Below are 23175 nucleotides of genomic sequence, written 5' to 3'. Positions count from 1 at the left end.
AAAAATGCCGATAGCGCTTGTGTATCAACCGCTATCAGCTCACTTTTTGATATCAGGCGTAGGCCAACCCTGTAGCGACGCCGCCGAACAAATCACCTTCCACCTGCGGAACATCGGGAAATGCTGCGCGCAGCGCATCGCGCAAAGTACGCAAAGCCGACGAGCCGCCCGTCAGATAGATGGCATCCGGCGTGGCAACACCCGCTTGCTTTACACAGTCTTGCGCACACTCCACCACTTGCTGCAACAAGGCTTGCAGTTGCTCCTGCAGCACCTCGGGCGAGATTGCTGCAGGCAAGCCCTCTTCCAGCCAGCCCAATGCAATCTCCGCCGCCGCATGGCTTTGTGAAGCGCCAATCTTGGCCTGCTCCACCGCATCGGCCAGCCTATGGCCTTCGCGCCAATCCAACACCTTCATCAGGCGCTGGTGCAGTTGCAGATCGCTGTAGTCGGTCTTGAGGCTACGTGCCGAAGCCAGAGACTTGGCCGTGTAAAGCCACTGAATCAGGTGCCAGGTCGAAAGGTCAAAAAACACACCACTCGGCACTTCGCGCCCGCTGGGGCCAATGTGCTTGTAGCCCAGCAGCGGCATGACCTGTGCCACATTCAGGCGGTGGTCAAAGTCGGTACCGCCAATGTGCACACCCGTCGTGGCCAGAATATCCTGATTGCGATCCTCATGCTTGGCTTGCTGCGGGCCAAGGCGCACCACGGTGAAGTCCGAGGTGCCGCCGCCGATATCGACCACCAGCACCAGTTGTTCTTCGCTCAGGCGCTGTTCATAGTCCAGCGCTGCCGCAATCGGCTCCAGCTGAAAACTCACTTCACCGAGACCTGCCGTGCGCGCAGCCGCAGCCAATGCATCTTGCGCCTGCCGGTCACGCTCTGGATGGGCGTCGACAAAGTGCACAGGGCGACCCAGCACCACACGCTCAGGCAGCGCACCATTCAAGGCCACACGCGCCTGATCGGCCACACGCTTGAGGAAGATGGCAATCACATCCTGATAGCTCATCAGCTGCTCATGTACACCCGTCTTCTCCAGCAACAGGCTGCTGCCCAGCAGGCTTTTAAGCGAACGCATTAGACGGCCTTCTTCACCCGCCAGGTATTGCTGCATGGCATCGCGGCCATAGTGCGTGCTGCGCTCTTCGGTGTTAAAAAACAAGGCCGTTGGCATGCCGGTCGCAGCCGATTCCAGAGGGAGCAGGCGGGCTACCTCACCCATCACACGGTAGGCCGCAGCCGAGTTCGAGGTGCCAAAGTCGATACCCAGCGTGCCGGGAACAGTCAATGCATTTGCCATGAGAGTACAAAAATTGAAGCAGCAACCGCTTGCTATTACTTAACCCTGAGTCACTTTGATCTTCAAAGTCATCAGCATTAAGTACTGGTTGCTCACATTTTTACCAGCAGGTTGTTCAGACGGTGCTGACAATTAAAAATGAAAAGCCAAAAACAAAAACGCCCGCTGATGTCAGCGGGCGTTTTTAATTTGGTTGCGCGAGAAGGATTTGAACCTCCGACCTTTGGGTTATGAGCCCAACGAGCTACCAGACTGCTCCATCGCGCGGTATTTCCAAATTATAGCAGGCTTTTCAGCCTGCCATTTGCTTATTCAGCAGCTGCGACGGCTTCTTCAGCGCGCTCAACCAGCTCAACATAGGCCATAGGAGCGTTGTCGCCGACGCGGAAGCCCATCTTCAGGATACGTGTGTAGCCACCGGGACGCGTTGCGTTGCGGGGACCCAGCACGTTGAACAGCTTGGTCACGCTGTCGCGGTCGCGCAGACGGTCAAAAGCCAGACGGCGGTTAGCCACGGTATCAACCTTGGCCAGAGTGATCATGGGCTCGATCACGCGACGCAGTTCCTTGGCCTTGGGGACCGTGGTCTTGATGGCTTCGTGCTCGATCAGCGAGTTCATCATGTTCTGCAGCATCGCCTTGCGGTGAGCAGAAGTGCGGTTCAGTTTGCGGAGTCCGTTGCCGTGACGCATGGTGCTTTTCCTTTTGCTCCGTTTTTATCCGGAGATCATTTCTAAATTAAATCAGGCAGCCGTATCAGGTACTGCCCGATGCACTTGGGCTTTTGCCGAAATCAATCCCAGCAAAGCCCATGATTGTAGCAATTAACGCTTTTCCAAGCCAGCAGGTGGCCAGTTTTCAAGCTTCATGCCCAGAGTCAGACCACGGGAAGCCAGGACTTCCTTGATCTCGTTGAGCGACTTGCGACCCAGGTTAGGAGTCTTCAGCAGCTCGTTTTCGGTACGCTGAATCAGGTCGCCGATGTAGTAGATGTTCTCTGCCTTCAGGCAGTTAGCAGAACGAACGGTGAGTTCGAGCTCATCCACAGGACGCAGCAGGATTGGATCGAAGGACGTAGCAGCGCCACGACCACCGGCAGGAGCGTCAAACACGCTGGCGATATCGCCACCGTCCAGCTGTGCGAACACAGCCAGCTGTTCCACCAAAATCTTGGCAGATGCGCGCACTGCATCTTCAGCGGTGATAGCACCGTTGGTTTCAATTTCCAGAACCAGCTTATCCAAATCGGTACGCTGTTCCACACGTGCGGATTCGACAGCGTAGCTCACGCGCTTGACGGGCGAGAACGAAGCGTCGAGCACGATACGGCCAATCGACTTAGTCGATTCGTCACCGTAACGGCGCACGTTGCCGGGCACATAGCCACGGCCCTTTTCAACCTTGATCTGCATGTCCAGCTTACCGCCTTGCGACAGGTGAGCAATCACGTGATCAGGATTGACGATTTCTACGTCGTGGGGTGTCTGGATGTCACGTGCAGTAACAACACCTTCACCATCCTTGCGCAGGCTCAAGGTGACTTCGTCACGGTTGTGCAGCTTGAACACCACACCCTTGAGATTCAGCAGGATGTTGGTCACATCTTCCTGGACGCCATCGATGGAGGAGTACTCATGCAGCACTCCAGCAATCGTCACTTCAGTCGCTGCGTAACCCACCATGGAGGAGAGCAGAACACGGCGCAGGGCATTGCCCAGCGTATGACCGTAGCCACGCTCAAACGGCTCCAGAACCACCTTGGCACGGTTGTGACCAAGTTGTTCGACATTAATTGTCTTGGGCTTCAGCAAATTCGTTTGCATGCAGACTTCCTCTCAATACCCTCGGCTCGTTACACCGGTAAGGCTGGTGAAGCACCCACGGCGCGATGCCTCGCGCCGTGGGAACGTTTAACAGAAATGTCGCTGCTAAGAATTAACGCGAGTACAACTCAACGATCAGAGATTCGTTGATGTCAGCTGCGAATTCATCGCGGTCAGGAGACTTCTTAAAAGTACCTTCTGCTTTGTCAGCAGACACTTCAACCCATGCGGGGAAGCCCACTTGAGCAGCCAGCTGCAGAGCTTCGACAACGCGAGCTTGCTTTTTGGACTGTTCACGCAGAGCAACCACGTCGCCTTCCTTCACGGAGAAAGAAGGAATGTTCACGGACTGGCCGTTCACGGTGATAGCCTTGTGCGAAACCAACTGACGTGCTTCAGCGCGAGTGGAGCCGAAGCCCATGCGGTACACGACGTTGTCCAGGCGGCACTCCAGCAGAGACAGCAGGTTGGCACCAGTGTTGCCGCGCTTGCGATCAGCTGTTTCGAAGTAGCGGCGGAATTGCTTCTCCAGCACGCCGTACATGCGCTTGACCTTCTGCTTTTCACGCAGTTGCAGACCGTAGTCCGAAGTGCGCTGACCAGAAGTACGGCCATGCTGACCAGGCTTGGTGTCAAACTTAGCCTTGTCAGCGATAGAGCGACGTGCGCTCTTCAGGAACAGGTCGGTGCCTTCACGGCGGGAGAGTTTAGCCTTGGGGCCAATATAGCGTGCCACTTGATTTCCTTTGTGTCATCTACCGTGCGCAAACACGGGAGCCGCCCGCGATGCTAAAGCACCTGGGCGGCGGTGGGCTTGATAAGAATTAGATACGACGACGCTTTTGAGGGCGGCAGCCGTTGTGGGGAACCGGTGTCACGTCCGAAATGGAAGTGATACGGATGCCCAGAGCACCTAGGGCGCGAACCGAGGATTCACGGCCTGGACCGGGACCCTTGATTTCGACTTCCAGGTTCTTGATGCCCTGTTCGATAGCAGCACGACCAGCCACTTCCGAAGCGACCTGAGCTGCAAAGGGAGTCGACTTGCGCGAACCCTTGAAACCCTGGCCACCCGACGAAGCCCACGACAGAGCGTTGCCTTGACGGTCGGTGATAGTGATGATCGTGTTGTTGAACGAAGCGTGCACGTGTGCAATGCCGTCAGAAATATTCTTACGGACTTTTTTGCGAACGCGAGCAGCTGCGTTATTTGCGGGAGACTTAGCCATAATGATCTTTCAATCTCTTATTTCTTCAGAGCCGCTGCACCCTTGCGCGGACCCTTACGAGTGCGAGCATTCGTACGGGTACGTTGACCGCGCATAGGCAGTCCGCGACGATGACGGAAACCGCGGTAGCAGCCGATGTCCATCAATCGCTTGATGTTCATCGTGGTTTCGCGACGCAGGTCGCCTTCCAGAGTCATGGGGTTCAGCAGATCGCGGATCTTTTCCAGATCAGCGTCCGTCAGATCCTTGATCTTCTTGGAGTATTCAATACCGCATGCTTCGCAAATTTTACGAGCTGTTGTGCGACCGATGCCGAAGATGGCGGTCAGGCCGATTTCAGCATGCTTGTGCGGCGGGATGTTAATGCCAGCAATACGTGCCATATTAGTCCTCTATGCTTTCAATCAACCTTGGCGCTGCTTATGGCGCTGGTCAGTGCAGATCACGCGCACGACACCTTTGCGGCGGATGATCTTGCAGTTGCGGCAGATTTTCTTGACCGAAGCCGAAACTCTCATTTTATTCTCCTAAAACTATCCATCCACTATCGGCCTATCGACCGGGGACAATGCCCGCGATAGCTCGATGGGCGTCTACTAACTTTTGGCAGGCTGCCCCTCAGGGCAGCCCTATCATCAAATACCAGCCTTAAAGTTCGCTTTTTTAAGAAGCGACTCGTATTGCTGCGACATCACGTAGTTCTGCACTTGTGCCATGAAGTCCATCGTCACGACCACAATGATCAGCAGCGATGTACCACCAAAGTAGAACGGAACGTTGTACTTCAGGATCATGAATTCGGGCAACAAGCACACGAAGGTAATGTAGATCGCGCCAGCCAGGGTCAGGCGAACCAGAATCTTGTCAATGTAGCGGGCCGTCTGTTCGCCAGGACGAATCCCGGGGATGAAAGCACCACTCTTCTTCAGGTTGTCGGCAGTTTCCCGGCTGTTGAAGACCAGGGCCGTATAGAAGAAGCAGAAGAAAATGATCGCTGTAGCGTAAAGGATGACATAGATTGGCTGACCAGGGGTCAACGTGCTCGAAATATCCTTCAGCCAGCGCATAGATTCCCCTGCACTGAACCAATTCACCACCGTTGCAGGCAGCAAGATGATCGACGAAGCGAAGATGGGAGGAATCACACCTGCCATGTTCAGCTTCAGTGGCAAGTGCGAAGACTGACCACCGTACACCTTGTTGCCGACTTGTCGGCGTGCGTAATTCACCAAGATCTTGCGTTGACCTCGTTCGACATACACGACGAAGTACGTCACGGCTGCCACAACGAGAACAATGAAGATTGCCGCCAGAATGCTCATGGCACCGGTTCGCACCAGTTCCAGCAGACCACCAATGGAGCTCGGGAGACCTGCGGCGATACCGCCGAAGATCAGTATCGAGATACCGTTGCCCAGACCACGTTCTGTGATCTGTTCACCGAGCCACATCAGAAACAAGGTACCAGCCGTGAGACTGACTACCGCAGTCATGCGGAAGCCAAAACCAGGGTTCAGAACCAAGCCTGCAGAGCTTTCCAGAGCAACAGCAATTCCCAAGGACTGAAACAGCGCCAGGCCCAATGTGCCGTAGCGGGTGTACTGGGTAATCTTGCGACGACCCGCTTCACCTTCCTTTTTCATCTGCTCGAATGTAGGGACCACGTAGGTCATGAGCTGCATGATGATCGATGCCGAGATGTACGGCATGATCCCCAGTGCAAACACTGTGAAACGCGAGAGCGCTCCACCCGAGAACATATTGAACAGATTGAGAATGCCGCCCTGCTGGCCAGAGAACAGCTGCTGCAGCTGCGCTGGATCGATTCCCGGAACGGGGATATGAGCCCCGATTCGGTATACGACCAGCGCAAGCAACAGAAAAACCAGACGACGACGTAGGTCGCCGAATTTTCCAGTCTTTGCAATTTGAGCTGCGCTAGTAGCCACGGATGTCTTCTTTCAGAACTTTAATCAGGCGATGCTGCCACCGGCAGCTTCGATGGCGGCTTTGGCGCCGGCAGTAGCGCCGATGCCGTTGAGCTTGACAGCCTTAGTCAGTTCACCACGCTTGATGATCTTGACGACCTTAGCGATAGAACCAACCAGACCGGCTTGCTTCAGAGCAGCCAGATCGACTTCAGCCAGGCCAAGCTTATCCAGCTCAGACAGGCTCACTTCTGCATTGAACTTCAGCAGATGCGACTTGAAGCCACGCTTGGGCAGGCGACGCTGCAGAGGCATTTGACCGCCTTCGAAGCCTACCTTGTGGTAGCCACCCGAACGCGACTTTTGACCCTTGTGGCCACGACCGGCGGTCTTACCCAGACCAGAACCGATACCGCGACCCACGCGACGCTTCGCATGCTTGGAGCCATCTGCAGGCTTGATGCTATTGAGTTCCATCATCAATCCTTTCAGAGAACTTTCACCAAGTAGGCGATCTTGTTAATCATGCCGCGCACTTCAGGAGTGTCCTGCAGTTCGCTGACGCTGTTCAGCTTACGCAGACCCAGGCCACGCACAGTCGCACGGTGCGACTCTTTGGTGCCAATGGGGCTACGAACCAGCTGAACCTTGACAGTTTGTTGTGTTGTCATGTGCTGGTCTCCGATCAGGCGGTGAAGATGTCTTCAACCGACTTGCCGCGCTTTGCTGCCACGTTCGCAGGGGTCGTGGAGTTCTTCAAAGCGTCGAAAGTTGCGCGAACCATGTTGTAGGGGTTCGACGAACCGTGGCTCTTGGCCACGATGTCGGTGATACCCACCACTTCAAAAACAGCGCGCATTGGGCCGCCAGCGATGATGCCGGTACCCTTAGGAGCTGGGTGCAGTTCAACCTTGGCTGCGCCGTGATGGCCCTTCACCGAGTGGTGAATGGTGCCGCTCTTCAGTGCAACCTTCATCAGGTTGCGACGGCATTCTTCCATCGCTTTTTGCACGGCAGCAGGCACTTCCTTGGACTTGCCCTTACCCATGCCAACGCGGCCATCACCGTCGCCAACCACGGTCAGTGCAGCGAAGCCGAGAATACGACCACCCTTCACAACCTTGGTGACGCGGTTAACCGCGATCATTTTTTCGCGCAGACCGTCGTCATTGCCTTGGTCTTGCACTTTGGGGGAAAACTTTGCCATTTTCAATCCGCTCCGCTTAGAACTGCAGGCCCGCTTCGCGAGCGGCCTCTGCCAAAGCCTTCACGCGGCCGTGGTATGCAAAACCGGCGCGGTCGAAAGCGACTTTCTCAACGCCAGCAGCCTTTGCCTTTTCAGCAATACGCTTGCCGATCAGTGTGGCTGCAGCCACGTTGCCACCCTTGCCAGCGGCGCCGATTTGGGCGCGCACTTCGGCTTCTGCAGTGGAGGCCGAAGCCAGCACCTTGGTGCCGTCTTCCGAAACCACGGAAGCGTAGATGTGGAGGTTCGTGCGATTCACGCTCAAACGCGCAACGCCTTGCTGTGCAATGCGGATACGTGTTTGACGCGAGCGACGCAGACGCTGCTCTTTCTTGGTCAACATAATGCAGCTCCTTACTTCTTCTTGGTCTCTTTGATCGTGACCTTCTCATTCGCATAGCGAATGCCCTTGCCCTTGTAAGGCTCGGGAGGACGAACGGCACGGATCTCAGCAGCCAATTGACCGACCACTTGACGGTCAGCACCCTTGATCACGATTTCAGTCGGAGTGGGGGTAGCAATAGTGATGCCGGCAGGCATCTCGAAGTTGACGGGGTGCGAGAAGCCCACTGCCAGGTTCAGCTTGGAACCGGATGCAGCAGCCTTGTAGCCCACGCCAATCAGCGTCAGCTTCTTCTCGAAGCCTTCAGTCACACCCTTGACCATGTTGTTGACCAACTGGCGGAATGTACCGGCCAGAGCGTCAGCTTCACGGGAATCGTTCGAGGGAGCGAAAGACAGCTTGCCGTCGTTGTTGCCGATGTTCACCAGGGCGTTCAGAGCCAGCGACAGATCGCCGCCCTTGCCCTTGACCTTGATGGAGTCAGCGTTGATAGACACATCCACGCCAGCGGGGATGGTCACAATAGCTTTTGCTACGCGAGACATTTCAGTATTTCTCCTTAATGTCCGTTAAGCCACATAGCACAGCACTTCACCGCCGATACCGGCAGCACGTGCTTTGCGATCTGTCATCACGCCCTGAGGGGTAGTGATGATGGCTACGCCCAGGCCGTTTTGGACCTGAGGGATTGCGTTGCTACCCTTGTAAACGCGCAGGCCAGGACGGCTCACACGTTCAATACGTTCGATCACAGGCTGACCGGCGTAGTATTTCAGGGTAATTTCGAGTTCGGACTTGCCACCTTCGGACTTCACTTCGAAGCCGTCGATATAGCCTTCTTCCTTCAGCACCTGTGCAATAGCAACCTTCACTTTGGAGGAAGGAGCCGACACGGTGGTCTTGGAGACCATTTGTGCGTTGCGGATGCGTGTCAGCAAGTCAGCGATGGGATCACTCATGCTCATGTTTAATCTCTCCTGCTTGCTTACCAGCTGGCCTTGGTGACACCGGGGATGTCGCCAGCAAAGGCCAATTCACGCACCTTGGCGCGGCCCAGACCGAATTGACGGAATGTGCCACGTGGACGGCCAGTGATCTCGCAACGGTTACGCTGACGAGTGGGGTTCGAGTTACGGGGCAGCTTCTGCAGACCCAGGCGAGCGGCATCGCGCTCTTCGTCGGAACGCTTTGCGTCGCCGGCGATTGCCTTCAGTTCTGCATACTTGGCAGCAAACTTGGCTGCCAGCTTTTCGCGCTTGATTTCGCGCTGAATCATTGCTACTTTAGCCATGCGCCACCTCAGTTCTTGAAGGGGAATTTGAACGCTGCGAGCAGTGCCTTGCACTCTTCGTCGTTCTTCGCTGTTGTCGTGATGCTGATGTTCAGACCACGCAGAGCGTCCACCTTGTCGTACTCGATTTCAGGGAAGATGATTTGTTCTTTGACGCCAACGTTGTAGTTGCCGCGACCATCGAACGAACGGCCCGAAATACCACGGAAGTCACGAACGCGGGGCAGAGCCACGGTCACGAAACGGTCCAGGAATTCGTACATTTGAACGCCACGCAGGGTCACCATGCAGCCAATTGCTTGGCCTTCACGGATCTTGAAACCAGCGATAGCCTTCTTGGCCTTAGTCACCACAGGCTGCTGACCAGCAATTTTGGTCAAATCAGCTACGGCGTTGTCCATCACCTTCTTGTCGGCCACGGCTTCGCTCACACCCATGTTCAGGGTGATCTTGCTCAGACGAGGCACTTCCATAGCGGAGGTGTAACCGAACTTTTCTTTCAGTTCAGCCGCGATCTTTTCGCGATAGAGTTTTTGCAGTCGTGCCATGTGTTACTCCTCAAGCGGCCTTGATTTCGGCGCCGCTGGACTTGAACACGCGAACACGTGCGCCGTCGGCGTTGACCTTGATGCCCACGCGATCAGCCTTGCCAGTCGCTGCATTGAAGATAGCCACGTTGGACTGGTGAATAGGCATAGCCTTTTCAACGATACCGCCGGTGGTGCCCTTCATGGGGTTTGGCTTGGTGTGCTTCTTGACGAGGTTGATACCGTCCACGATAACGTGGGAGTCATCCTTGCGCAGAGAAACAGTGCCACGCTTGCCCTTGTCACGGCCAGTCAGCACGATAACTTCGTCGCCCTTGCGAATCTTGTTCATGGTGCTTTCCTTTAGAGAACTTCAGGGGCCAGCGACACGATCTTCATGAACTTTTCAGTACGCAGTTCACGAGTCACGGGGCCAAAGATGCGGGTGCCGATAGGCTCCAGCTTCGCGTTCAGCAGCACGGCGGCATTGCCGTCGAACTTTACGAGCGAACCGTCTGCACGACGGATGCCCTTTGCGGTGCGCACCACCACAGCACTGTAGATCTCGCCTTTTTTGACGCGACCACGAGGAGCTGCTTCCTTGATGCTCACCTTGATGATGTCACCAACGCTCGCATAGCGACGATGAGAGCCGCCCAGTACCTTAATGCACTGAACAGACTTCGCACCGGTGTTGTCGGCAACCTCTAACCGAGATTCTGTTTGGATCATTTCAATATTCCCAACTTGCTCCAGCAAACCAGACAGCCCCAGAGTCTTCTCAAGGGCTGATCAAGCAGCCAGTCAGTCTTGGGCCCGTCGTCCACACCACGAACCATTTCGTAGTGCTTCCACTGGGCAGAACACTTCACGTTTTTATATGTGAAGCAGAAGATTGTCGCAGTAATTCCTTTGTACGTCAAGCGCTTAGCCTGCAATACCCGCAACAACCACATCAACAATTGATGCAGGCAGCTGCTCCTGCATCAATCATCATCAAAACCATAGCAGACAGAGCCTGCCATGGTTTGATTTCATGAAAGAAAACGCTTGAAATCATTAAGAATCAAGCGCTTTCAGCTCATTTTTTCCAACGCCTTGCGGACAGCGCCGCTGTTGCAGCTCCGCCATACCCCCTTATCGATAAGAAACCGCTCAGGCCTGTACTGGCAAATATTGCTGGGCCAGCACCATGAAATCGTTGAGGTTCGCATCCCGCCCCAGCTCTTCGACCAAGATGGCGGCCACGCGCGGAGCGATCTCGGCCGCCTTGCGTGCATCAAGGAACAGCAGGCGGCTGCGGCGCGCCAGCATGTCTTCAACCGTGCGCGCATATTCAAAGCGAGCGGCAAAGCGCACCATGGCTTCGGACAAACCATCCATCAGCCAGTTCTGCGCACCAGGCAGCGAAGCGACCGCTTCTGCATCCGTGCCATAGGAGTGCAGGCCTTGCGCCTGATTCATGCTGTGCGTCACCGCCGCTTCCGCTGGCGCACCAACCAAGGGCAAATTCACCGTCACACCCGCAGGCCGGCTGGGCAAGCGGCCAATCTGGAAGCATTCGGCCAGCACATCTTCAGACATGGCACGGTAAGTCGTCCACTTGCCGCCCGTGACCGTGACCAGACCGGTCTTGCTGGCCATGACGGTGTGTTCGCGGCTGATCTTTTTGGTGTTTTCGCCGTCATCGTCCTGGGGCTTGACCAAAGGGCGCAGGCCCACCCACATGCTGCGCACATCGGCCAGCGTGGGCTGACGGTTCAGATACTTGCCGGCTTCGCTCAGGATGAAGTCCAGCTCTTCAGGGAAGGGCAAGGGTTCACGAGCCAGGTCGTGGCGCGGCGTGTCTGTCGTGCCCAGAATGACCTTGCCCAGCCATGGCACGGCGAACAGCACACGACCATCGGCGGTCTTGGGCACCAGCAGTGCGTGATCGGTCGGCAAAAACTCACGATCAACCACCACGTGAACACCCTGACTAGGCGCAACCATGGGTTTGACGGGCTTGCCCTGCGCCTCGGCATCTTGCTGGCGGAACAGGTCTACCCAAGGGCCTGTGGCATTGACCACGCACTTGGCCCGCACGGTGTAGCTTTGGCCAGACTCGGTATCACGACAAACCAGACCCGCAATCTGCCTATCTTCGTAGATCAGCTTTTCAGCAGCGCAGTAATTGACAAGCAGAGCGCCCTTGGCCGCTGCCGTGCGGGCCAGCGCCAGCGCCAGCCGGGCATCGTCAAACTGACCATCCCAGTATTTGACGCCGCCTTTGAGGCTTTTCTGCTGCACTGTTGGCAGGTATTTCACCGTCTTGGCAGCCGAGAGGAATTCCGTGGAACCCAGGCCTGCCTTGCCGGCCAGCGCGTCATACATCTTGAGGCCGATGCCGTAGAACGGCGTATCCAGCAGCTTGTATGAAGGCATGACAAAGGCCAGCGGCTGGGCCAAATGCGGCGCATTGTGCAGCAGCGTGGTGCGCTCATGCAGGGCCTCGCGCACCAGAGAGATGTTGCCCTGCGCCAGATAGCGCACACCGCCATGCACCAGCTTGGTAGCACGCGATGAGGTGCCCTTGGCAAAGTCCATGGACTCCAGCAGAACCACCTTGAAGCCGCGCGCCGCCGCATCCACCGCCACCCCCAGCCCGGTGGCTCCGCCCCCTACGATCGCCAGGTCATAGGTTTCAGACTGCGCCAGACGCTCCAGCAGTTGCGCGCGCGTTGTGGCCAAGGGTTGAGTGGACTGATTCATGGAAAGATTTCTGCAGTGACATGCCGGGCAGCACCCACATCACCCCAAGCAATGTGTTGCGCAAAGCAAAGAACAAATTTCAGATCGTGTATTTTCGCTCTTTTTCGTTTCTACGGTATTCAACCCTGGAAATAATGATTCGTTTTAGCGCGATTTAAGAAAATCTCCGTTCACAGACAGGCCTGAGTGGATACGCCCACTGTTACCTCAAGGCAACCCAAAAGCAAGCAGAATCCGCCGCATGTCCTTGAACGCAACAGACCCAGGCATCCCAAAAATGTTGATATAGCGGGCTCAGTCACAACGCAGACAGGTTCTGCACCCCGACACTTCTAACGTTCCAGATCCGTCATAACCGCTCAACGCGCATTCATTTTTGTTTCTTACAGCGCAAATCCATAGAAAATCCCCCTATTAGAGGTTCGTTTGGATTCGCCCACAATCCGGATTCAGCGCAAGGCAAGCATCGTTGAGCGAGCCAAGACAGGCAATGCGCCAAGTCACCTATATAACTAGTCAGAAGCCATGAACAGCAACCCCCGTCAGCTACAGCTTGTCGAAGAAGTCCGCGCCCGCCAGTCCACCTCGGTGGAGCATCTGGCCGAAACCCTGGGCGTCACGCTGCAAACCGTGCGCCGCGACATTCAAAAACTGGCCGATGCAGGCTTGCTGGTGCGTTTTCACGGTGGCGTGCGCGTGCCCAGCGCTACGGTGGAGAACCTGGCCCACACCCAGCGCCAGGTGCTGCACGCCGAGGGCAAGATGCGGATTGCACGGGCCGTGGCCGACGCCATCCCTAATGGGTGCTCGCTGATTCTCAATATCGGTACCACAACGGAAGCTGTGGCTCAGGCCCTGCTGCACCACAAGGGTCTGCGCGTCATTACCAACAACCTGAACGTGGCGGCCATCCTCAGCAGCAATGCGGATTGCGAAGTCATCGTGGCCGGCGGCGTGGTGCGCACCCGCGACCGCGGCATTGTGGGCGAAGCTGCGGTGGACTTCATGCGCCAGTTCAAAGTCGATATTGCCGTGATCGGCATCTCGGCCATCGAGTCCGACGGCAGCCTGCGCGACTTTGACTTGCGTGAAGTAAAAGTGGCCCAGACCATCATCGGCCAGTCTCGTGAAGTATGGCTGGCCGCCGATCACAGCAAGTTTAGCCGCCAGGCCATGGTGGAACTGGCCCGCCTGAACCAGATTGATCGCCTGTTTACCGATGTGCCGCCCTCCCCCCCCTTCGACGCCCTGCTGCGCGATGCCGAGGTGCAGTGCACGATTGCCCAATGAGCGGGCCCAGCTATGTCATTCGCCCTGCCTTGCCCTCTGACGCAGCAGGCATTGCCGGGCTGCTCCACGGCATCGGCTGGTTCAAGGCTTATGAAAACCAGACTTCAGACCAGAACCAGCAGGCCTTACAGACTTTGCTGGACCACGCACACACCGAACCAGAACGCGATCTGCTGCTGATCGCAGAAGACGCTCAGCAGCGCATTCACGGCTACTGCGCTGTGCACTGGCTACCCATCGCCGTCTTGCAGGGCTGGGAAGCCTATGTGAGCGAGCTCTTTATTGCTGAGACCGCACGCGGCGCGGGTCTTGGCCAGCAATTGCTTGACGCCGCCACGCAGGCGGCGCGCGACAAGGGCTGCGTACGCATCTGGTTGCTCAACAACCGCGAGCGCTTATCCTATGTTCGCGGCTTCTACCCTCAACAGGGCTGGAGCGAGCAAGCCGAAATGGCGCGCTTTGTTCTCCCCCTCAGAACGACAGATCCATCATGACCACTTATCTGCTCGCCCTGGATCAGGGCACATCCAGCTCCCGCTCCATCGTGTTTGACACGCAGGGCCGCATCGTCGCATCGTCCCAGCAAGAACTGACGCAGATCTACCCTCAGCCGGGCTGGGTGGAGCACGACCCGCGCGAGATCTGGCGCACCCAGCTGACCACTGCCAAAGAGGCGCTGACCAAGGCAGGCCTCAAGGCCAGCGACATTCGCTCAGTCGGCATTACCAACCAGCGCGAAACCACCATCGTCTGGAACCGCAAAACCGGCGCGCCCATTCACCACGCCATCGTCTGGCAGGACCGCCGTGCAGAGCCCACTTGCGTACAACTGCGCGAGGCGGGCCACAGCGGCAGCATTCTGCAAAAGACCGGGTTGCGCATTGACGCGTATTTCTCGGGCACCAAGCTCAAGTGGCTGCTGGACAACGTGCCCGGTGCACGCGCCGCTGCACAAGCCGGCGAGCTGGCCTTTGGCACGGTGGATTGCTGGCTGATCTGGCAACTGACCGGCGGCAAGCGCCATGTGACGGATGTGAGCAACGCCAGCCGCACCATGCTGTTTAACGTGCACCGCAACCAGTGGGATGCCGACCTGCTGGCCCTGCTGGACATTCCCGCCAGCCTCATGCCCGAGGTTCTGCCCTCGGCCGCCGACTTTGGCCAGACCGCTGACGACGTGCTGGGCGGCCACATCAATATTGGCGGCGTGGCGGGCGACCAGCAAAGCGCCCTTTTCGGCCAGGCCTGTTTTGACGCGGGCATGGCCAAAAACACCTATGGCACTGGCTGCTTCACGCTCATGCACACGGGCAGCCACTTTCAGACATCGGCCAACGGCATGCTGACCACCAGCGCCGCCCAGACCAGCGCCACGCCCCAGTTTGCGCTGGAGGGCAGCGTATTCGTCGGCGGTGCCGTGGTGCAGTGGCTGCGCGATGGCCTTCAGGCCATTGAACACAGCGGTCAAGTACAGCAATTGGCCGAAAGCGTGCCCGACAGCGGCGGCGTGATGATGGTCCCCGCCTTCACCGGTCTGGGCGCCCCCTACTGGAAGCCCGATGCCCGCGGCACCATCACCGGCCTGACACGGGGCACCACCATTGCCCACATTGCCCGCGCCGCGCTCGAATCCATCGCCTACCAAAGCGCCGCCCTGCTGCAAGCCATGAGTCGCGATGCCGTCAGCAACGGCGGCCGCCCTGTCAGCGAGCTGCGCGTGGATGGCGGCGCCAGCGTGAACAACCTGCTCATGCAGTTTCAGGCGGATCTGCTGGGCATTCCCGTCGTGCGTCCTGCCTGCGTGGAGACCACCGCTTTGGGCGCGGCGTATCTGGCTGGTCTGTCCACCGGTGTCTATCAAAGCACCCAAGAGCTATCCGCCCTGTGGAAGGCAGATCGCCGCTTCATGCCAACACTGAGCAAGGACCGTGCCGACGAGCTGATGCAGCGCTGGGAACAAGCCGTACGCCAGACCACAGCGCTTTAAAACTATCAATTCAGTAGCTACCAGCGCTTGTATATCAAGCGCTAAAGACGTGAAAGACCATAAAAAAGGGATGCCAAGGCATCCCTTTTGCATTCAGCACATGGCGACGGCTGATTACTCCTCATCGCCCAGCAGCGCCTTGTGAATCACTGCGCCGATGATGGCTCCCAAAATGGGGGCCAGCCAGAACAGCCACAGCTGCTCCATGGCAACGGCCGGACCAAACAATGCAGGGCCCGTGCTGCGCGCAGGATTGACCGAGGTGTTGGTCACGGGAATCGAGATCAGGTGAATCAGCGTCAGGCACAGGCCGATGCTCATGCCCGCAAAGCCCACAGCAGCCTTCTTCGAGGTGGAGCCCAGAATCACCAGCAGGAAGACCGCAGTCAGCACCACTTCAATCACCAGTGCAGCCAACATATTGAACTTGCCCGGCGAATGCTCGCCAAAACCGTTGGTGGCCAAATCGGTCACATTGGCACCGGCTTTGCCGCTGGCAATGAAATACAGCACAGCAGCAGCCACGATGGCACCCAGCACCTGGGCAATGATGTAACCCGGCAGCTCGGCAAAGCGAAAACGCCCCGCGACCGCCAGGCCCACCGACACCGCCGGGTTGAAGTGACCGCCAGAGACCGGGCCAAACGCATAAGCGCCCGTCAGCACCGTCAGGCCAAACGCGAAGGACACGCCCAGCAAACCGATGCCTACTTCGGGGAAAGCCGCTGCCAGTACCGCGCTGCCGCAGCCGCCAAAGGTAAGCCAGAAAGTTCCCAGAAACTCCGCGGACCATTTCTTGACATTGGATGACATGATTGCTCTCCCCGCCCATGCTGAAGGTCGCCCATGCAACCCCGCGCTGCACGGCACGCATCGCAGATGCATCTTAAAAAGAGGCTTGCGAAAAGCACAAGCCACTGATTTGCACAATCCACGACATATCGTTCATTCGCCTGTCTTGAGCTTTTGCGTTCTTTTCCAGGCTGCACGGCGGCACCAGTCACAACGCCTGTCATCTGCCGGGGCATTCTGGCCGACGGCCCCGATCACCTGCTGGTGCTGGAGCGCTCATTTACCGCTACCACAGCGACGCAGGTTTATAGTGCCGGTCTGCGCCTGAAATCAGGCTCGTCCATTTGCGCCACTGCAGACCGAATCGAATCACCATGAGCCAGACCTCCCCCTCTCACACCGTTTTTCCGCCCATCGCCTTTATCGGCGGCGGCAATATGGCAAGCGCCATCATGGGCGGCCTGATTCGCCAAGGGGTTCCGGCCAGCGCCATCACCGTGATCGAGCCTTTTGAAGCTGCACGCGAAACACTGAAAACCAATCTGGGCATCGATTCCCTTCCCGCTGCGACTGAAGCCTTGCAAAGCGCCCAGCTGGTCGTATGGGCCGTCAAGCCCCAGTCCTTTAAAGACGCAGCAGTCCCGGTCGCTGCCCACACCCGCAACGCCCTGCACCTGAGCGTGGCCGCCGGCATCACCACCGACAGCGTGGCCGCGTGGATCGGCACCAGCCGTATCGTGCGCGCCATGCCCAATACCCCCGCGCTGGTAGGCAAGGGTATGACCGGCCTGTTCGCCCGCCCCGAGGTGGACGCCGCTGGTAAAGCCCTGATCGAATCCGTGATTGGCAGCACCGGCGAGTTCACCTGGGTGGACAAGGAAGAGCATCTGGACGCCGTGACGGCACTCTCCGGCTCCGGTCCCGCCTATGTGTTTCTGTTCCTCGAAGCCATGACACAGGCGGGCGTGAACATGGGCCTTTCTGCCGAGCAAAGCTACAAGCTGGCCGTGGCCACGTTTGCCGGCGGCTCTGAGCTGGCCGCCCGCTCCAGCGAAAGCGCCGAAGTCCTGCGCCAGCGCGTGACCAGCAAAGGCGGCACCACCTATGCGGCCATCACCCATATGCAAGAGCAAAAGCTGCCTGAGCATTTCATAGAGGCCATGCGCAAGGCCGAAGCCCGCGCCAAGGAGCTGGCGCAGGAGTTTGGCCGCTAAGCCAGCAAGTCGCTCGGACTTGCTTTTCCCGCACAGAAAAAAGCCAGGCAATGCCTGGCTTTTTTCATAGCTGCTTGCGCCCTGTTTGAGATCCTAGGAGCCGGATTTCTTATCCGAACTGAAAGCATGCTCTATGCGGGCCTTGAGCTTTTCTAGGCCTTCGCCCAGGTCGTCCTTCCAGTCGTCGAGCTTTTCGCGCCACTCTTCGGTCTGCTTGCCGCGCAGCACGCGGCGCGCTTCCTTGGCCGCTGCGGCCTGGGCTTCGTTCTGGGCATCCACCTCTGCCTGCACCACAGCCAGAGGGCGGCGCATCACGCTGCCGTCGAGCTTCTGCACCATGCCGTTGATCACCTCTTGCGCATACTCGCCCACCGTGGCGATCAGCATGGTGGAGCCATTGGGCATGGCATCCATCATCTGTTCAAGCACGCTCAGCCGATCCTTGGCCTTGTCGATGGCAATCGTGCTGCCAATCAGTGCCCCCGAGGCGCTGCCCAGCAACACGCCCAGAGGTCCGGCCAGCAGGCCAACCAAGGCGCCGATTAATGTGCCCGCCAGCGGCCCGGTGGCATCGGCACCATCACTGGCTCCATCCTTGACCGAGACTGTGCCATTGCGATCCCGGCTGACGACAGCAGCATTGATCAGTTGTACCTTTTGCTGAAGTGCCAGCGCCTTCAGCTCCGACAAGGCTTGGTAGGCCTTGCTTTCCTCGGCAAAGCTCAGAACAACGACGTTTTGATCCATAACAAGCACTCCTATTCATGTTTTCAACACCCCAAACCTGCACCGGCGAATGCGCAGAACGATTGGGTAACAGCCTAGAGTAAGAAGCAGGCTAGAGACATCAAAAAAATTTGATGAAGCCCAAACAACATGTAATGCCCTGAAGCAAAAAATCAATCAAAACCACTTCAAAGGCTTTCTATACGGACGCAACCAGCTATCAAAAAAATTTACTATCGGAATGCAAACCCCAATACCACGCCAGCAAAGATGCTGGCTCCAATCCAGTGGCTCTTGCTGAAGGCCACGAAGCAGCCCTCGCGCGTGCGGTTGCGAATCAGTGTGTAGTGCCAGACGATCTGCGCAGCAGCCACGCCCATGCCCAGCCAGAACGGCCAGCCCAGCTGATACGACGCCAGCACCCCGGCCGTCAGCCCCCAGCACAGAGCAAAAAACACCATGACACCCAGCACATCAAAGCGGCCCAGCGTGATGGCCGAGGTCTTCATGCCGATCTTCAAATCATCGTCACGATCCACCATGGCGTATTCGGTGTCATAGGCCAGCACCAGAAACATATTGGCCAGCCATAGCGTCCACGCCGTGGCGTTGACCTCGCCCGCCACCGCCGCAAAGGCAATCACGATGCCAAAGTTGAACGCAATGCCCAGAAAGGCCTGGGGCATGGCAAAAAAGCGTTTGGTGAAGGGGTAGAGGATGGTGAACAACACCGCCGGCACCGACCATGCCACCGCTTCCCAGCGCGTAGACAGCACCAGACCGAATGAAATCAGCGTGAGCACCAGGCCGACCATGGCAGCCTCTTTGACAGAGACCTGCCCACTGGTGATGGGGCGATTGGTAGTGCGCTTCACATGCCGGTCAAAGTCGCGGTCTGCAATGTCGTTGATGGTGCAGCCCGCGCTGCGCATGAGTACCGTGCCCAGCACAAAGACAATGAGCAAATGCCAGCCCGGAAAGCCATTGGATGCGACCCACAGCGCCACCAGCGTGGGCCAGACCAGCACCAGCCAGCCAGCAGGGCGGTTAAAGCGAATCAAATCCAGATACAGCGACAGGCGGCTGCGCTGCGCTGCTGGAGCGATGGGGTTGGAGGCAGTCATGGCAAAAGTCTTGGGTTTACGGCTGCGCTTATTGTGCCGCGCATAAACGCAGCACCGTCACCGTCGCAGCCACATAGCCATTCAGCGAGCATGAAAAAGGCCGCATTCAGCGGCCTTGGGAAGAGTCTGCCACTGCGAACGATTTTTACTCGGACAGACGCTGCACACCGGGCAGCGGGCTGGCATACACAGCGTTGCGCAGTGCCGCAATCGCTTCATAACGCGTAAAGCTGCGGCGCCATGCCAGCACCACGCGGCGGGTGGGCGGCGCAATGCCGTCTTCCTCATGAATGGGCAGGTAGCGGATATGTGGCTCATCCACGCGGCGGCGGCGCTCGGTGGCAACCAGCGCTTCTTCGGGCACGGACAGGCGCGGCACCAAGGTCACGCCCATGCCAGCAGCCACCATGTATTTGATGGTTTCCAGCGACGAGCCTTCAAACGTGCGGCGAATGCCTTCGGAATTGCTGGCGTAGCGCGCAAATTCGGGGCAGACCTCCAGCACATGGTCACGGAAGCAGTGGCCCGCACCCAGCAGCAGCATGGTCTCGTTCTTGAGATCGGTGGTGGAGACGCTGGTTTTTTGGGCCAGCGGGTGCGCACTGGGAACGGCGGCCATGAAGGGCTCATCGTAGAGTGGGGCCAGCGCCAGACCGGTATCCGGGAAAGGCTCGGCCATGATGGCGCAGTCAATCTCACCCGTGCGCAGCATCTCCAGCAGCTTGATGGTGAAGTTCTCCTGCAGCATCAGCGGCATTTGCGGCGTCATGTTGATGGAGTTGCGCACCAGATCCGGGAGCAGATAAGGGCCGATGGTGTAGATCACACCCAGCGTCAGTACGCCGGACAGAGGGTCCTTGCCACGCTTGGCAATTTCTTTGATCTCGCTGGCCTGCTCCAGCACGCTTTGTGCCTGGCGCACGATTTCCTCGCCCAGCGAGGTCACCGACACTTCCCCAGCACTGCGCTCAAAAATCTTGACATCCAGCTCTTCTTCCAGCTTCTTGATGGCCACGGACAGCGTGGGCTGGGAGACGTAGCAGGCTTCGGCAGCACGGCCAAAGTGCTTTTCCCGGGCCACGGCCACGATGTACTTCAATTCAGTGAGAGTCATTTAGAGAGTGGGTAATTGAGACTATCAATAACAGCATTGACTCATCTCTTTTCTTGCATTCAATCACATATCGGATCGGCAAAGGATTACAGATATTCCTAAAACAGCATAACCAGTTACGTTTCAGCACACATTAGCCGTTTTCAGGCCTTTAGATACTCGGCTTTTCCACCCAACCAGCGGCTGACATGGCGCGCGGCCAGCATGGGGTTTTGTTCAAGCATACGTGGCGCCAGTTCTCGCGCCCAGTCCAGCAGCAGCACATCCTGCTCCAGATCGGCAAAGCGCAGCATGGCTGCGCCTGATTGCCGCGCACCCAGAAACTCGCCAGGGCCACGAATTTCCAGGTCGCGCCGGGCGATTTCGAAGCCGTCATTGGTTTCAGCCATGGCGCGCAGGCGCTCTTTGCCGGTATCGGACAGTCTCCCGTTGTCGTTCACCGAATAAAGCAGCACGCAAGCCGATGCGGCGGCTCCGCGCCCCACGCGCCCACGCAACTGGTGCAGCTGCGAGAGGCCAAAGCGCTCGGAATGCTCAATCACCATCAAGCTGGCGTTGGGCACGTCCACACCGACTTCAATCACGGTGGTGGAGACCAACACGCCCATGATGCCGGCCGAGAACAGCTCCATCACGGCCTTTTTTTCAGCCGTGGGCATGCGCGAATGCAGCAGGCCGACCATGACGCCTGGCAGCATCTCGCTCAAATGTTCATGCGTGGCCGTGGCGTTGGAAAGGTCCAGCGCCTCGCTCTCTTCAATCAGCGGGCAAACCCAGTACACCTGCCTGCCGCTGGTGACCTGCGCCGCAATGCGCTCAATCACCTCGTCTTTGCGGCTGTCACCAATCAGCTTGGTGACGATGGGCGTGCGCCCCGGCGGCAGCTCGTCGATGGTGGAAACATCGAGGTCGGCGTAATAGCTCATGGCCAGCGTGCGCGGGATGGGCGTGGCGCTCATCATGAGCATATGCGGCTCAAGCCCCGTCGCCGCCAGCTTTTGCCGCAGCGCCAGACGCTGGGCCACGCCAAAGCGATGCTGCTCATCAATCACCGCCAGCGCCAGATTTTTGAATTGCACCTGGTCTTGAATCACTGCGTGGGTGCCGACGACCAGCGCGGCCTCGCCGCTGGCCACCAGCGCCAGCATTTCGCCCCGCTCTTTCTTCTTTTGCGCTCCCGCCAGCCATGCCACCTTTTTGCCCAAGGGCCCCAAAATCGGCTCCAGCCAGCCGACCAGCTTGCCAAAATGCTGCTCGGCCAGAATTTCGGTAGGTGCCATCAGTGCACATTGCCAGCCTGCCTCAATGCAGGCCATGGCCGAGAGTGCTGCCACCACGGTTTTCCCCGACCCCACATCGCCCTGCAGCAGGCGGTGCATGGGAATGCGGCGCTCCATATCGTTTCGAATCTCGGCCACCACACGCTGCTGCGCCCCGGTCAGGCCAAACGGCAGCTGGGCCAGGAATTGCTGCGTCAGGTCTGGCATGTCCGCCAGCGGCTTGAGCACCGGAGCACGCAGCCTGGCTCGCTCGCGCTTGGCTTCGTATTGCGACAGTTGCTGGGCCAGCAGCTCTTCAGCCTTCAGGCGCTGCCAGGCGGGGTGGGAGTGATCTTCCAGCGTGACCAGCGCTACATCCGCCGTCGGGTGATGCAAAAAGGTGAGCGCATTGCGTAGATCATAAAAGGGCTGCAAGCCGTTTTGACCATAAAACTGCGCCACAGGGGGCTGCTCACCATGCGGCAGGGTTTCTGCCAGATCAGCACGCAGCAAGGCCGTGGCAATAGCCCGGCGCAGATACGCCTGGGGCAGCGTGGCCGTAGCGGGATAGACAGGCGTCAGCGCCGTGGGCAGCTCACCGCCCGCCACGCGAAAGGCCGGGTGCATCATCTGCCGCCCCCAGAAGCCGCCCTTGACCTCGCCCCTGATGCGCAGGCACGCACCCACGGCCATGGTTTTTTGCTGCGACGGGTAGAAGCTGAAAAAGGTCAGCAGGCAAGTGCCTGTGCCGTCATCCACGGTAACTTTGAGCATGCGCCGGGGACGCAATTGCACCTCGCTATGCATAACCCTGGCTTCGATCTGCACCGTATCGCCATCCCGTGCGTTCTTCAGCGGGGTGATGCGGGTTTCATCCTCGTAACGCAGCGGCAGGTGCAGGGCCAGATCGATATCACGCGTCAGCCCTAGCTTGATAAGCGCTTGCTGGGCTGGGCTGATGGTCTTTTTGGGCGCAGCCTCAGTGTCTGCCCCAGCCTTCTTGGCACGGCCAGCACCGCGCTTGGCGGAATCTGCCTTAGCAGCAGGCTTCGGCTCGGCAACAGGCTTTTTTGACACAGACAACTCAGACTCCTTGGCTACACTGCCCACTCACAGGCAAATAGTGTATTTATATACAGCATTTTGCACGTTTTCCAGCAGCCGTTTGTCAGCGAGCTGCCGTCAAAATCGCTAACATCTCAATTTGTTACCCTATGTTTTTTTG

29 protein-coding genes and 1 tRNA gene are annotated in these 23175 nt (G+C 57.9%); 5 read left to right on the top strand and 25 right to left on the bottom strand.

Annotated elements, in window-relative coordinates; all coding sequences use genetic code 11:
- Positions 1-52: 52 nt before the first annotated feature.
- The 20 genes from HF327_RS07390 to HF327_RS07295 all read right to left on the bottom strand — a co-directional run bounded on the left by HF327_RS07390 (position 53) and on the right by HF327_RS07295 (position 12444).
- Positions 53-1306, bottom strand: coding sequence for an Hsp70 family protein (locus HF327_RS07390; RefSeq protein WP_169107618.1), 1254 nt, complete (start codon positions 1304-1306; stop codon positions 53-55).
- Between the two features lie 190 nt (positions 1307-1496).
- A tRNA-Met gene (locus tag HF327_RS07385) sits at positions 1497-1573 on the bottom strand.
- Positions 1574-1614: 41 nt separating this feature from the next.
- Positions 1615-1998, bottom strand: a complete 384-nt coding sequence (gene rplQ, locus HF327_RS07380; RefSeq protein ID WP_099735465.1) for a 50S ribosomal protein L17 — start codon at positions 1996-1998, stop codon at positions 1615-1617.
- Positions 1999-2130: 132 nt separating this feature from the next.
- A complete protein-coding gene (locus HF327_RS07375; RefSeq protein WP_003050542.1) occupies positions 2131-3129 on the bottom strand; it encodes a DNA-directed RNA polymerase subunit alpha in 999 nt (332 codons plus the stop codon).
- Between the two features lie 112 nt (positions 3130-3241).
- Positions 3242-3865 (bottom strand): 30S ribosomal protein S4, encoded by a 624-nt coding sequence (gene rpsD, locus HF327_RS07370; protein ID WP_099735464.1) that lies wholly within the window; start codon positions 3863-3865, stop codon positions 3242-3244.
- Between the two features lie 88 nt (positions 3866-3953).
- Complete coding sequence (rpsK, locus tag HF327_RS07365; protein WP_003050538.1) at positions 3954-4358, bottom strand: 30S ribosomal protein S11; 405 nt, start codon at positions 4356-4358, stop codon at positions 3954-3956.
- A 17-nt stretch (positions 4359-4375) separates the two neighbouring features.
- Positions 4376-4741 carry a 30S ribosomal protein S13 gene (gene rpsM / locus HF327_RS07360; protein WP_099735463.1) on the bottom strand — a complete coding sequence of 122 codons (366 nt, stop codon included), beginning with the start codon at positions 4739-4741 and terminating at the stop codon, positions 4376-4378.
- A gap of 21 nt (positions 4742-4762) precedes the next feature.
- On the bottom strand, positions 4763-4876 hold the full coding sequence (gene rpmJ, locus HF327_RS07355; protein ID WP_003050535.1) for a 50S ribosomal protein L36: 114 nt from the start codon (positions 4874-4876) through the stop codon (positions 4763-4765).
- A gap of 117 nt (positions 4877-4993) precedes the next feature.
- Positions 4994-6307, bottom strand: a complete 1314-nt coding sequence (secY, locus tag HF327_RS07350) for a preprotein translocase subunit SecY (protein WP_169107617.1) — start codon at positions 6305-6307, stop codon at positions 4994-4996.
- Between the two features lie 24 nt (positions 6308-6331).
- Positions 6332-6763, bottom strand: coding sequence for a 50S ribosomal protein L15 (rplO, locus tag HF327_RS07345; RefSeq protein ID WP_099737787.1), 432 nt, complete (start codon positions 6761-6763; stop codon positions 6332-6334).
- Positions 6764-6774: 11 nt separating this feature from the next.
- Positions 6775-6957, bottom strand: a complete 183-nt coding sequence (gene rpmD, locus HF327_RS07340) for a 50S ribosomal protein L30 (RefSeq protein ID WP_099735461.1) — start codon at positions 6955-6957, stop codon at positions 6775-6777.
- A 14-nt stretch (positions 6958-6971) separates the two neighbouring features.
- Positions 6972-7493, bottom strand: a complete 522-nt coding sequence (gene rpsE / locus HF327_RS07335; RefSeq protein WP_099735460.1) for a 30S ribosomal protein S5 — start codon at positions 7491-7493, stop codon at positions 6972-6974.
- 16 nt (positions 7494-7509) lie between these two features.
- Complete coding sequence (gene rplR / locus HF327_RS07330) at positions 7510-7875, bottom strand: 50S ribosomal protein L18 (RefSeq protein ID WP_099735459.1); 366 nt, start codon at positions 7873-7875, stop codon at positions 7510-7512.
- 11 nt (positions 7876-7886) lie between these two features.
- Positions 7887-8420, bottom strand: coding sequence for a 50S ribosomal protein L6 (gene rplF / locus HF327_RS07325; RefSeq protein ID WP_099735458.1), 534 nt, complete (start codon positions 8418-8420; stop codon positions 7887-7889).
- A 24-nt stretch (positions 8421-8444) separates the two neighbouring features.
- A complete protein-coding gene (gene rpsH / locus HF327_RS07320) occupies positions 8445-8840 on the bottom strand; it encodes a 30S ribosomal protein S8 (RefSeq protein ID WP_099735457.1) in 396 nt (131 codons plus the stop codon).
- Between the two features lie 20 nt (positions 8841-8860).
- On the bottom strand, positions 8861-9166 hold the full coding sequence (gene rpsN, locus HF327_RS07315; RefSeq protein ID WP_099735456.1) for a 30S ribosomal protein S14: 306 nt from the start codon (positions 9164-9166) through the stop codon (positions 8861-8863).
- Positions 9167-9174: 8 nt separating this feature from the next.
- Positions 9175-9714: a 50S ribosomal protein L5 gene (gene rplE / locus HF327_RS07310; protein WP_099735455.1), complete on the bottom strand. Its 540-nt coding sequence runs from the start codon at positions 9712-9714 to the stop codon at positions 9175-9177.
- A gap of 10 nt (positions 9715-9724) precedes the next feature.
- Positions 9725-10045, bottom strand: a complete 321-nt coding sequence (gene rplX, locus HF327_RS07305) for a 50S ribosomal protein L24 (RefSeq protein WP_099735454.1) — start codon at positions 10043-10045, stop codon at positions 9725-9727.
- Positions 10046-10056: 11 nt separating this feature from the next.
- Positions 10057-10425 (bottom strand): 50S ribosomal protein L14, encoded by a 369-nt coding sequence (gene rplN / locus HF327_RS07300; protein ID WP_099735453.1) that lies wholly within the window; start codon positions 10423-10425, stop codon positions 10057-10059.
- Positions 10426-10848: 423 nt separating this feature from the next.
- Entirely contained in the window at positions 10849-12444 is a 1596-nt protein-coding gene (locus tag HF327_RS07295; RefSeq protein WP_169107616.1) for a glycerol-3-phosphate dehydrogenase/oxidase, read from the bottom strand.
- 525 nt (positions 12445-12969) lie between these two features.
- Here HF327_RS07295 and HF327_RS07290 point away from each other — a divergent pair.
- Genes HF327_RS07290 through glpK form a run of 3 tightly spaced genes read left to right on the top strand, consistent with a single transcriptional unit; the run spans position 12970 to position 15721 of the window.
- Positions 12970-13734, top strand: coding sequence for a DeoR/GlpR family DNA-binding transcription regulator (locus HF327_RS07290; protein ID WP_169107615.1), 765 nt, complete (start codon positions 12970-12972; stop codon positions 13732-13734).
- Positions 13731-14228, top strand: a complete 498-nt coding sequence (locus HF327_RS07285) for a GNAT family N-acetyltransferase (protein ID WP_169107614.1) — start codon at positions 13731-13733, stop codon at positions 14226-14228. The genes HF327_RS07290 and HF327_RS07285 overlap by 4 nt, the downstream gene beginning before the upstream one ends.
- Complete coding sequence (gene glpK / locus HF327_RS07280) at positions 14225-15721, top strand: glycerol kinase GlpK (protein ID WP_169107613.1); 1497 nt, start codon at positions 14225-14227, stop codon at positions 15719-15721. Before HF327_RS07285 ends, glpK begins: the two co-directional genes overlap by 4 nt.
- A gap of 114 nt (positions 15722-15835) precedes the next feature.
- On the opposite strand, the gene aqpZ is transcribed toward glpK, so the two are convergent.
- Entirely contained in the window at positions 15836-16534 is a 699-nt protein-coding gene (gene aqpZ, locus HF327_RS07275; protein WP_169107612.1) for an aquaporin Z, read from the bottom strand.
- 153 nt (positions 16535-16687) lie between these two features.
- Here aqpZ and HF327_RS07270 point away from each other — a divergent pair, with 153 nt between their 5' ends.
- Both HF327_RS07270 and proC read left to right on the top strand, forming a co-directional pair.
- Positions 16688-16891, top strand: a complete 204-nt coding sequence (locus HF327_RS07270; RefSeq protein WP_169107611.1) for a hypothetical protein — start codon at positions 16688-16690, stop codon at positions 16889-16891.
- Positions 16888-17727: a pyrroline-5-carboxylate reductase gene (gene proC / locus HF327_RS07265; protein WP_169107610.1), complete on the top strand. Its 840-nt coding sequence runs from the start codon at positions 16888-16890 to the stop codon at positions 17725-17727. The genes HF327_RS07270 and proC overlap by 4 nt, the downstream gene beginning before the upstream one ends.
- Positions 17728-17820: 93 nt before the next feature.
- Here the strand turns inward: proC and HF327_RS07260 are convergent, their stop codons facing one another.
- The 4 genes from HF327_RS07260 to recG all read right to left on the bottom strand — a co-directional run bounded on the left by HF327_RS07260 (position 17821) and on the right by recG (position 23033).
- Complete coding sequence (locus tag HF327_RS07260) at positions 17821-18474, bottom strand: DUF1269 domain-containing protein (protein WP_169107609.1); 654 nt, start codon at positions 18472-18474, stop codon at positions 17821-17823.
- Between the two features lie 212 nt (positions 18475-18686).
- Entirely contained in the window at positions 18687-19577 is an 891-nt protein-coding gene (ubiA, locus tag HF327_RS07255) for a 4-hydroxybenzoate octaprenyltransferase (protein WP_169107608.1), read from the bottom strand.
- 145 nt (positions 19578-19722) lie between these two features.
- On the bottom strand, positions 19723-20691 hold the full coding sequence (locus HF327_RS07250) for a LysR substrate-binding domain-containing protein (protein ID WP_169107607.1): 969 nt from the start codon (positions 20689-20691) through the stop codon (positions 19723-19725).
- A 143-nt stretch (positions 20692-20834) separates the two neighbouring features.
- The gene (recG, locus tag HF327_RS07245; protein ID WP_169107606.1) at positions 20835-23033 is read right to left on the bottom strand and encodes an ATP-dependent DNA helicase RecG; all 2199 of its coding nucleotides are present in this window, start codon (positions 23031-23033) and stop codon (positions 20835-20837) included.
- Positions 23034-23175: the final 142 nt, after the last annotated feature.

The sequence above is a fragment of the Comamonas suwonensis genome, assembly GCF_012844455.2.
In the GTDB taxonomy this organism is placed as follows: domain Bacteria; phylum Pseudomonadota; class Gammaproteobacteria; order Burkholderiales; family Burkholderiaceae_C; genus Comamonas; species Comamonas suwonensis.
This window is presented reverse-complemented; position numbering and strand designations above follow the sequence as displayed.

What these genes read in the sequence shown, in the direction of transcription:
- rplX (WP_099735454.1), bottom strand. Translation starts at nt 10,045, where the DNA reads ATGAACAAGATTCGCAAGGGCGACGAAGTTATCGTGCTGACTGGCCGT.
- rplR (WP_099735459.1), bottom strand. Translation starts at nt 7,875, where the DNA reads ATGTTGACCAAGAAAGAGCAGCGTCTGCGTCGCTCGCGTCAAACACGT.
- rpmD (WP_099735461.1), bottom strand. Translation starts at nt 6,957, where the DNA reads ATGACAACACAACAAACTGTCAAGGTTCAGCTGGTTCGTAGCCCCATT.
- HF327_RS07290 (WP_169107615.1), top strand. Translation starts at nt 12,970, where the DNA reads ATGAACAGCAACCCCCGTCAGCTACAGCTTGTCGAAGAAGTCCGCGCC.
- HF327_RS07285 (WP_169107614.1), top strand. Translation starts at nt 13,731, where the DNA reads ATGAGCGGGCCCAGCTATGTCATTCGCCCTGCCTTGCCCTCTGACGCA.
- rpsH (WP_099735457.1), bottom strand. Translation starts at nt 8,840, where the DNA reads ATGAGCATGAGTGATCCCATCGCTGACTTGCTGACACGCATCCGCAAC.
- rpmJ (WP_003050535.1), bottom strand. Translation starts at nt 4,876, where the DNA reads ATGAGAGTTTCGGCTTCGGTCAAGAAAATCTGCCGCAACTGCAAGATC.
- ubiA (WP_169107608.1), bottom strand. Translation starts at nt 19,577, where the DNA reads ATGACTGCCTCCAACCCCATCGCTCCAGCAGCGCAGCGCAGCCGCCTG.
- HF327_RS07375 (WP_003050542.1), bottom strand. Translation starts at nt 3,129, where the DNA reads ATGCAAACGAATTTGCTGAAGCCCAAGACAATTAATGTCGAACAACTT.
- rplE (WP_099735455.1), bottom strand. Translation starts at nt 9,714, where the DNA reads ATGGCACGACTGCAAAAACTCTATCGCGAAAAGATCGCGGCTGAACTG.
- glpK (WP_169107613.1), top strand. Translation starts at nt 14,225, where the DNA reads ATGACCACTTATCTGCTCGCCCTGGATCAGGGCACATCCAGCTCCCGC.
- HF327_RS07295 (WP_169107616.1), bottom strand. Translation starts at nt 12,444, where the DNA reads ATGAATCAGTCCACTCAACCCTTGGCCACAACGCGCGCGCAACTGCTG.
- HF327_RS07390 (WP_169107618.1), bottom strand. Translation starts at nt 1,306, where the DNA reads ATGGCAAATGCATTGACTGTTCCCGGCACGCTGGGTATCGACTTTGGC.
- rplF (WP_099735458.1), bottom strand. Translation starts at nt 8,420, where the DNA reads ATGTCTCGCGTAGCAAAAGCTATTGTGACCATCCCCGCTGGCGTGGAT.
- HF327_RS07260 (WP_169107609.1), bottom strand. Translation starts at nt 18,474, where the DNA reads ATGGATCAAAACGTCGTTGTTCTGAGCTTTGCCGAGGAAAGCAAGGCC.
- rplN (WP_099735453.1), bottom strand. Translation starts at nt 10,425, where the DNA reads ATGATCCAAACAGAATCTCGGTTAGAGGTTGCCGACAACACCGGTGCG.
- rpsE (WP_099735460.1), bottom strand. Translation starts at nt 7,493, where the DNA reads ATGGCAAAGTTTTCCCCCAAAGTGCAAGACCAAGGCAATGACGACGGT.
- proC (WP_169107610.1), top strand. Translation starts at nt 16,888, where the DNA reads ATGAGCCAGACCTCCCCCTCTCACACCGTTTTTCCGCCCATCGCCTTT.
- HF327_RS07250 (WP_169107607.1), bottom strand. Translation starts at nt 20,691, where the DNA reads ATGACTCTCACTGAATTGAAGTACATCGTGGCCGTGGCCCGGGAAAAG.
- rplQ (WP_099735465.1), bottom strand. Translation starts at nt 1,998, where the DNA reads ATGCGTCACGGCAACGGACTCCGCAAACTGAACCGCACTTCTGCTCAC.
- rpsM (WP_099735463.1), bottom strand. Translation starts at nt 4,741, where the DNA reads ATGGCACGTATTGCTGGCATTAACATCCCGCCGCACAAGCATGCTGAA.
- rplO (WP_099737787.1), bottom strand. Translation starts at nt 6,763, where the DNA reads ATGGAACTCAATAGCATCAAGCCTGCAGATGGCTCCAAGCATGCGAAG.
- rpsN (WP_099735456.1), bottom strand. Translation starts at nt 9,166, where the DNA reads ATGGCTAAAGTAGCAATGATTCAGCGCGAAATCAAGCGCGAAAAGCTG.
- rpsK (WP_003050538.1), bottom strand. Translation starts at nt 4,358, where the DNA reads ATGGCTAAGTCTCCCGCAAATAACGCAGCTGCTCGCGTTCGCAAAAAA.
- aqpZ (WP_169107612.1), bottom strand. Translation starts at nt 16,534, where the DNA reads ATGTCATCCAATGTCAAGAAATGGTCCGCGGAGTTTCTGGGAACTTTC.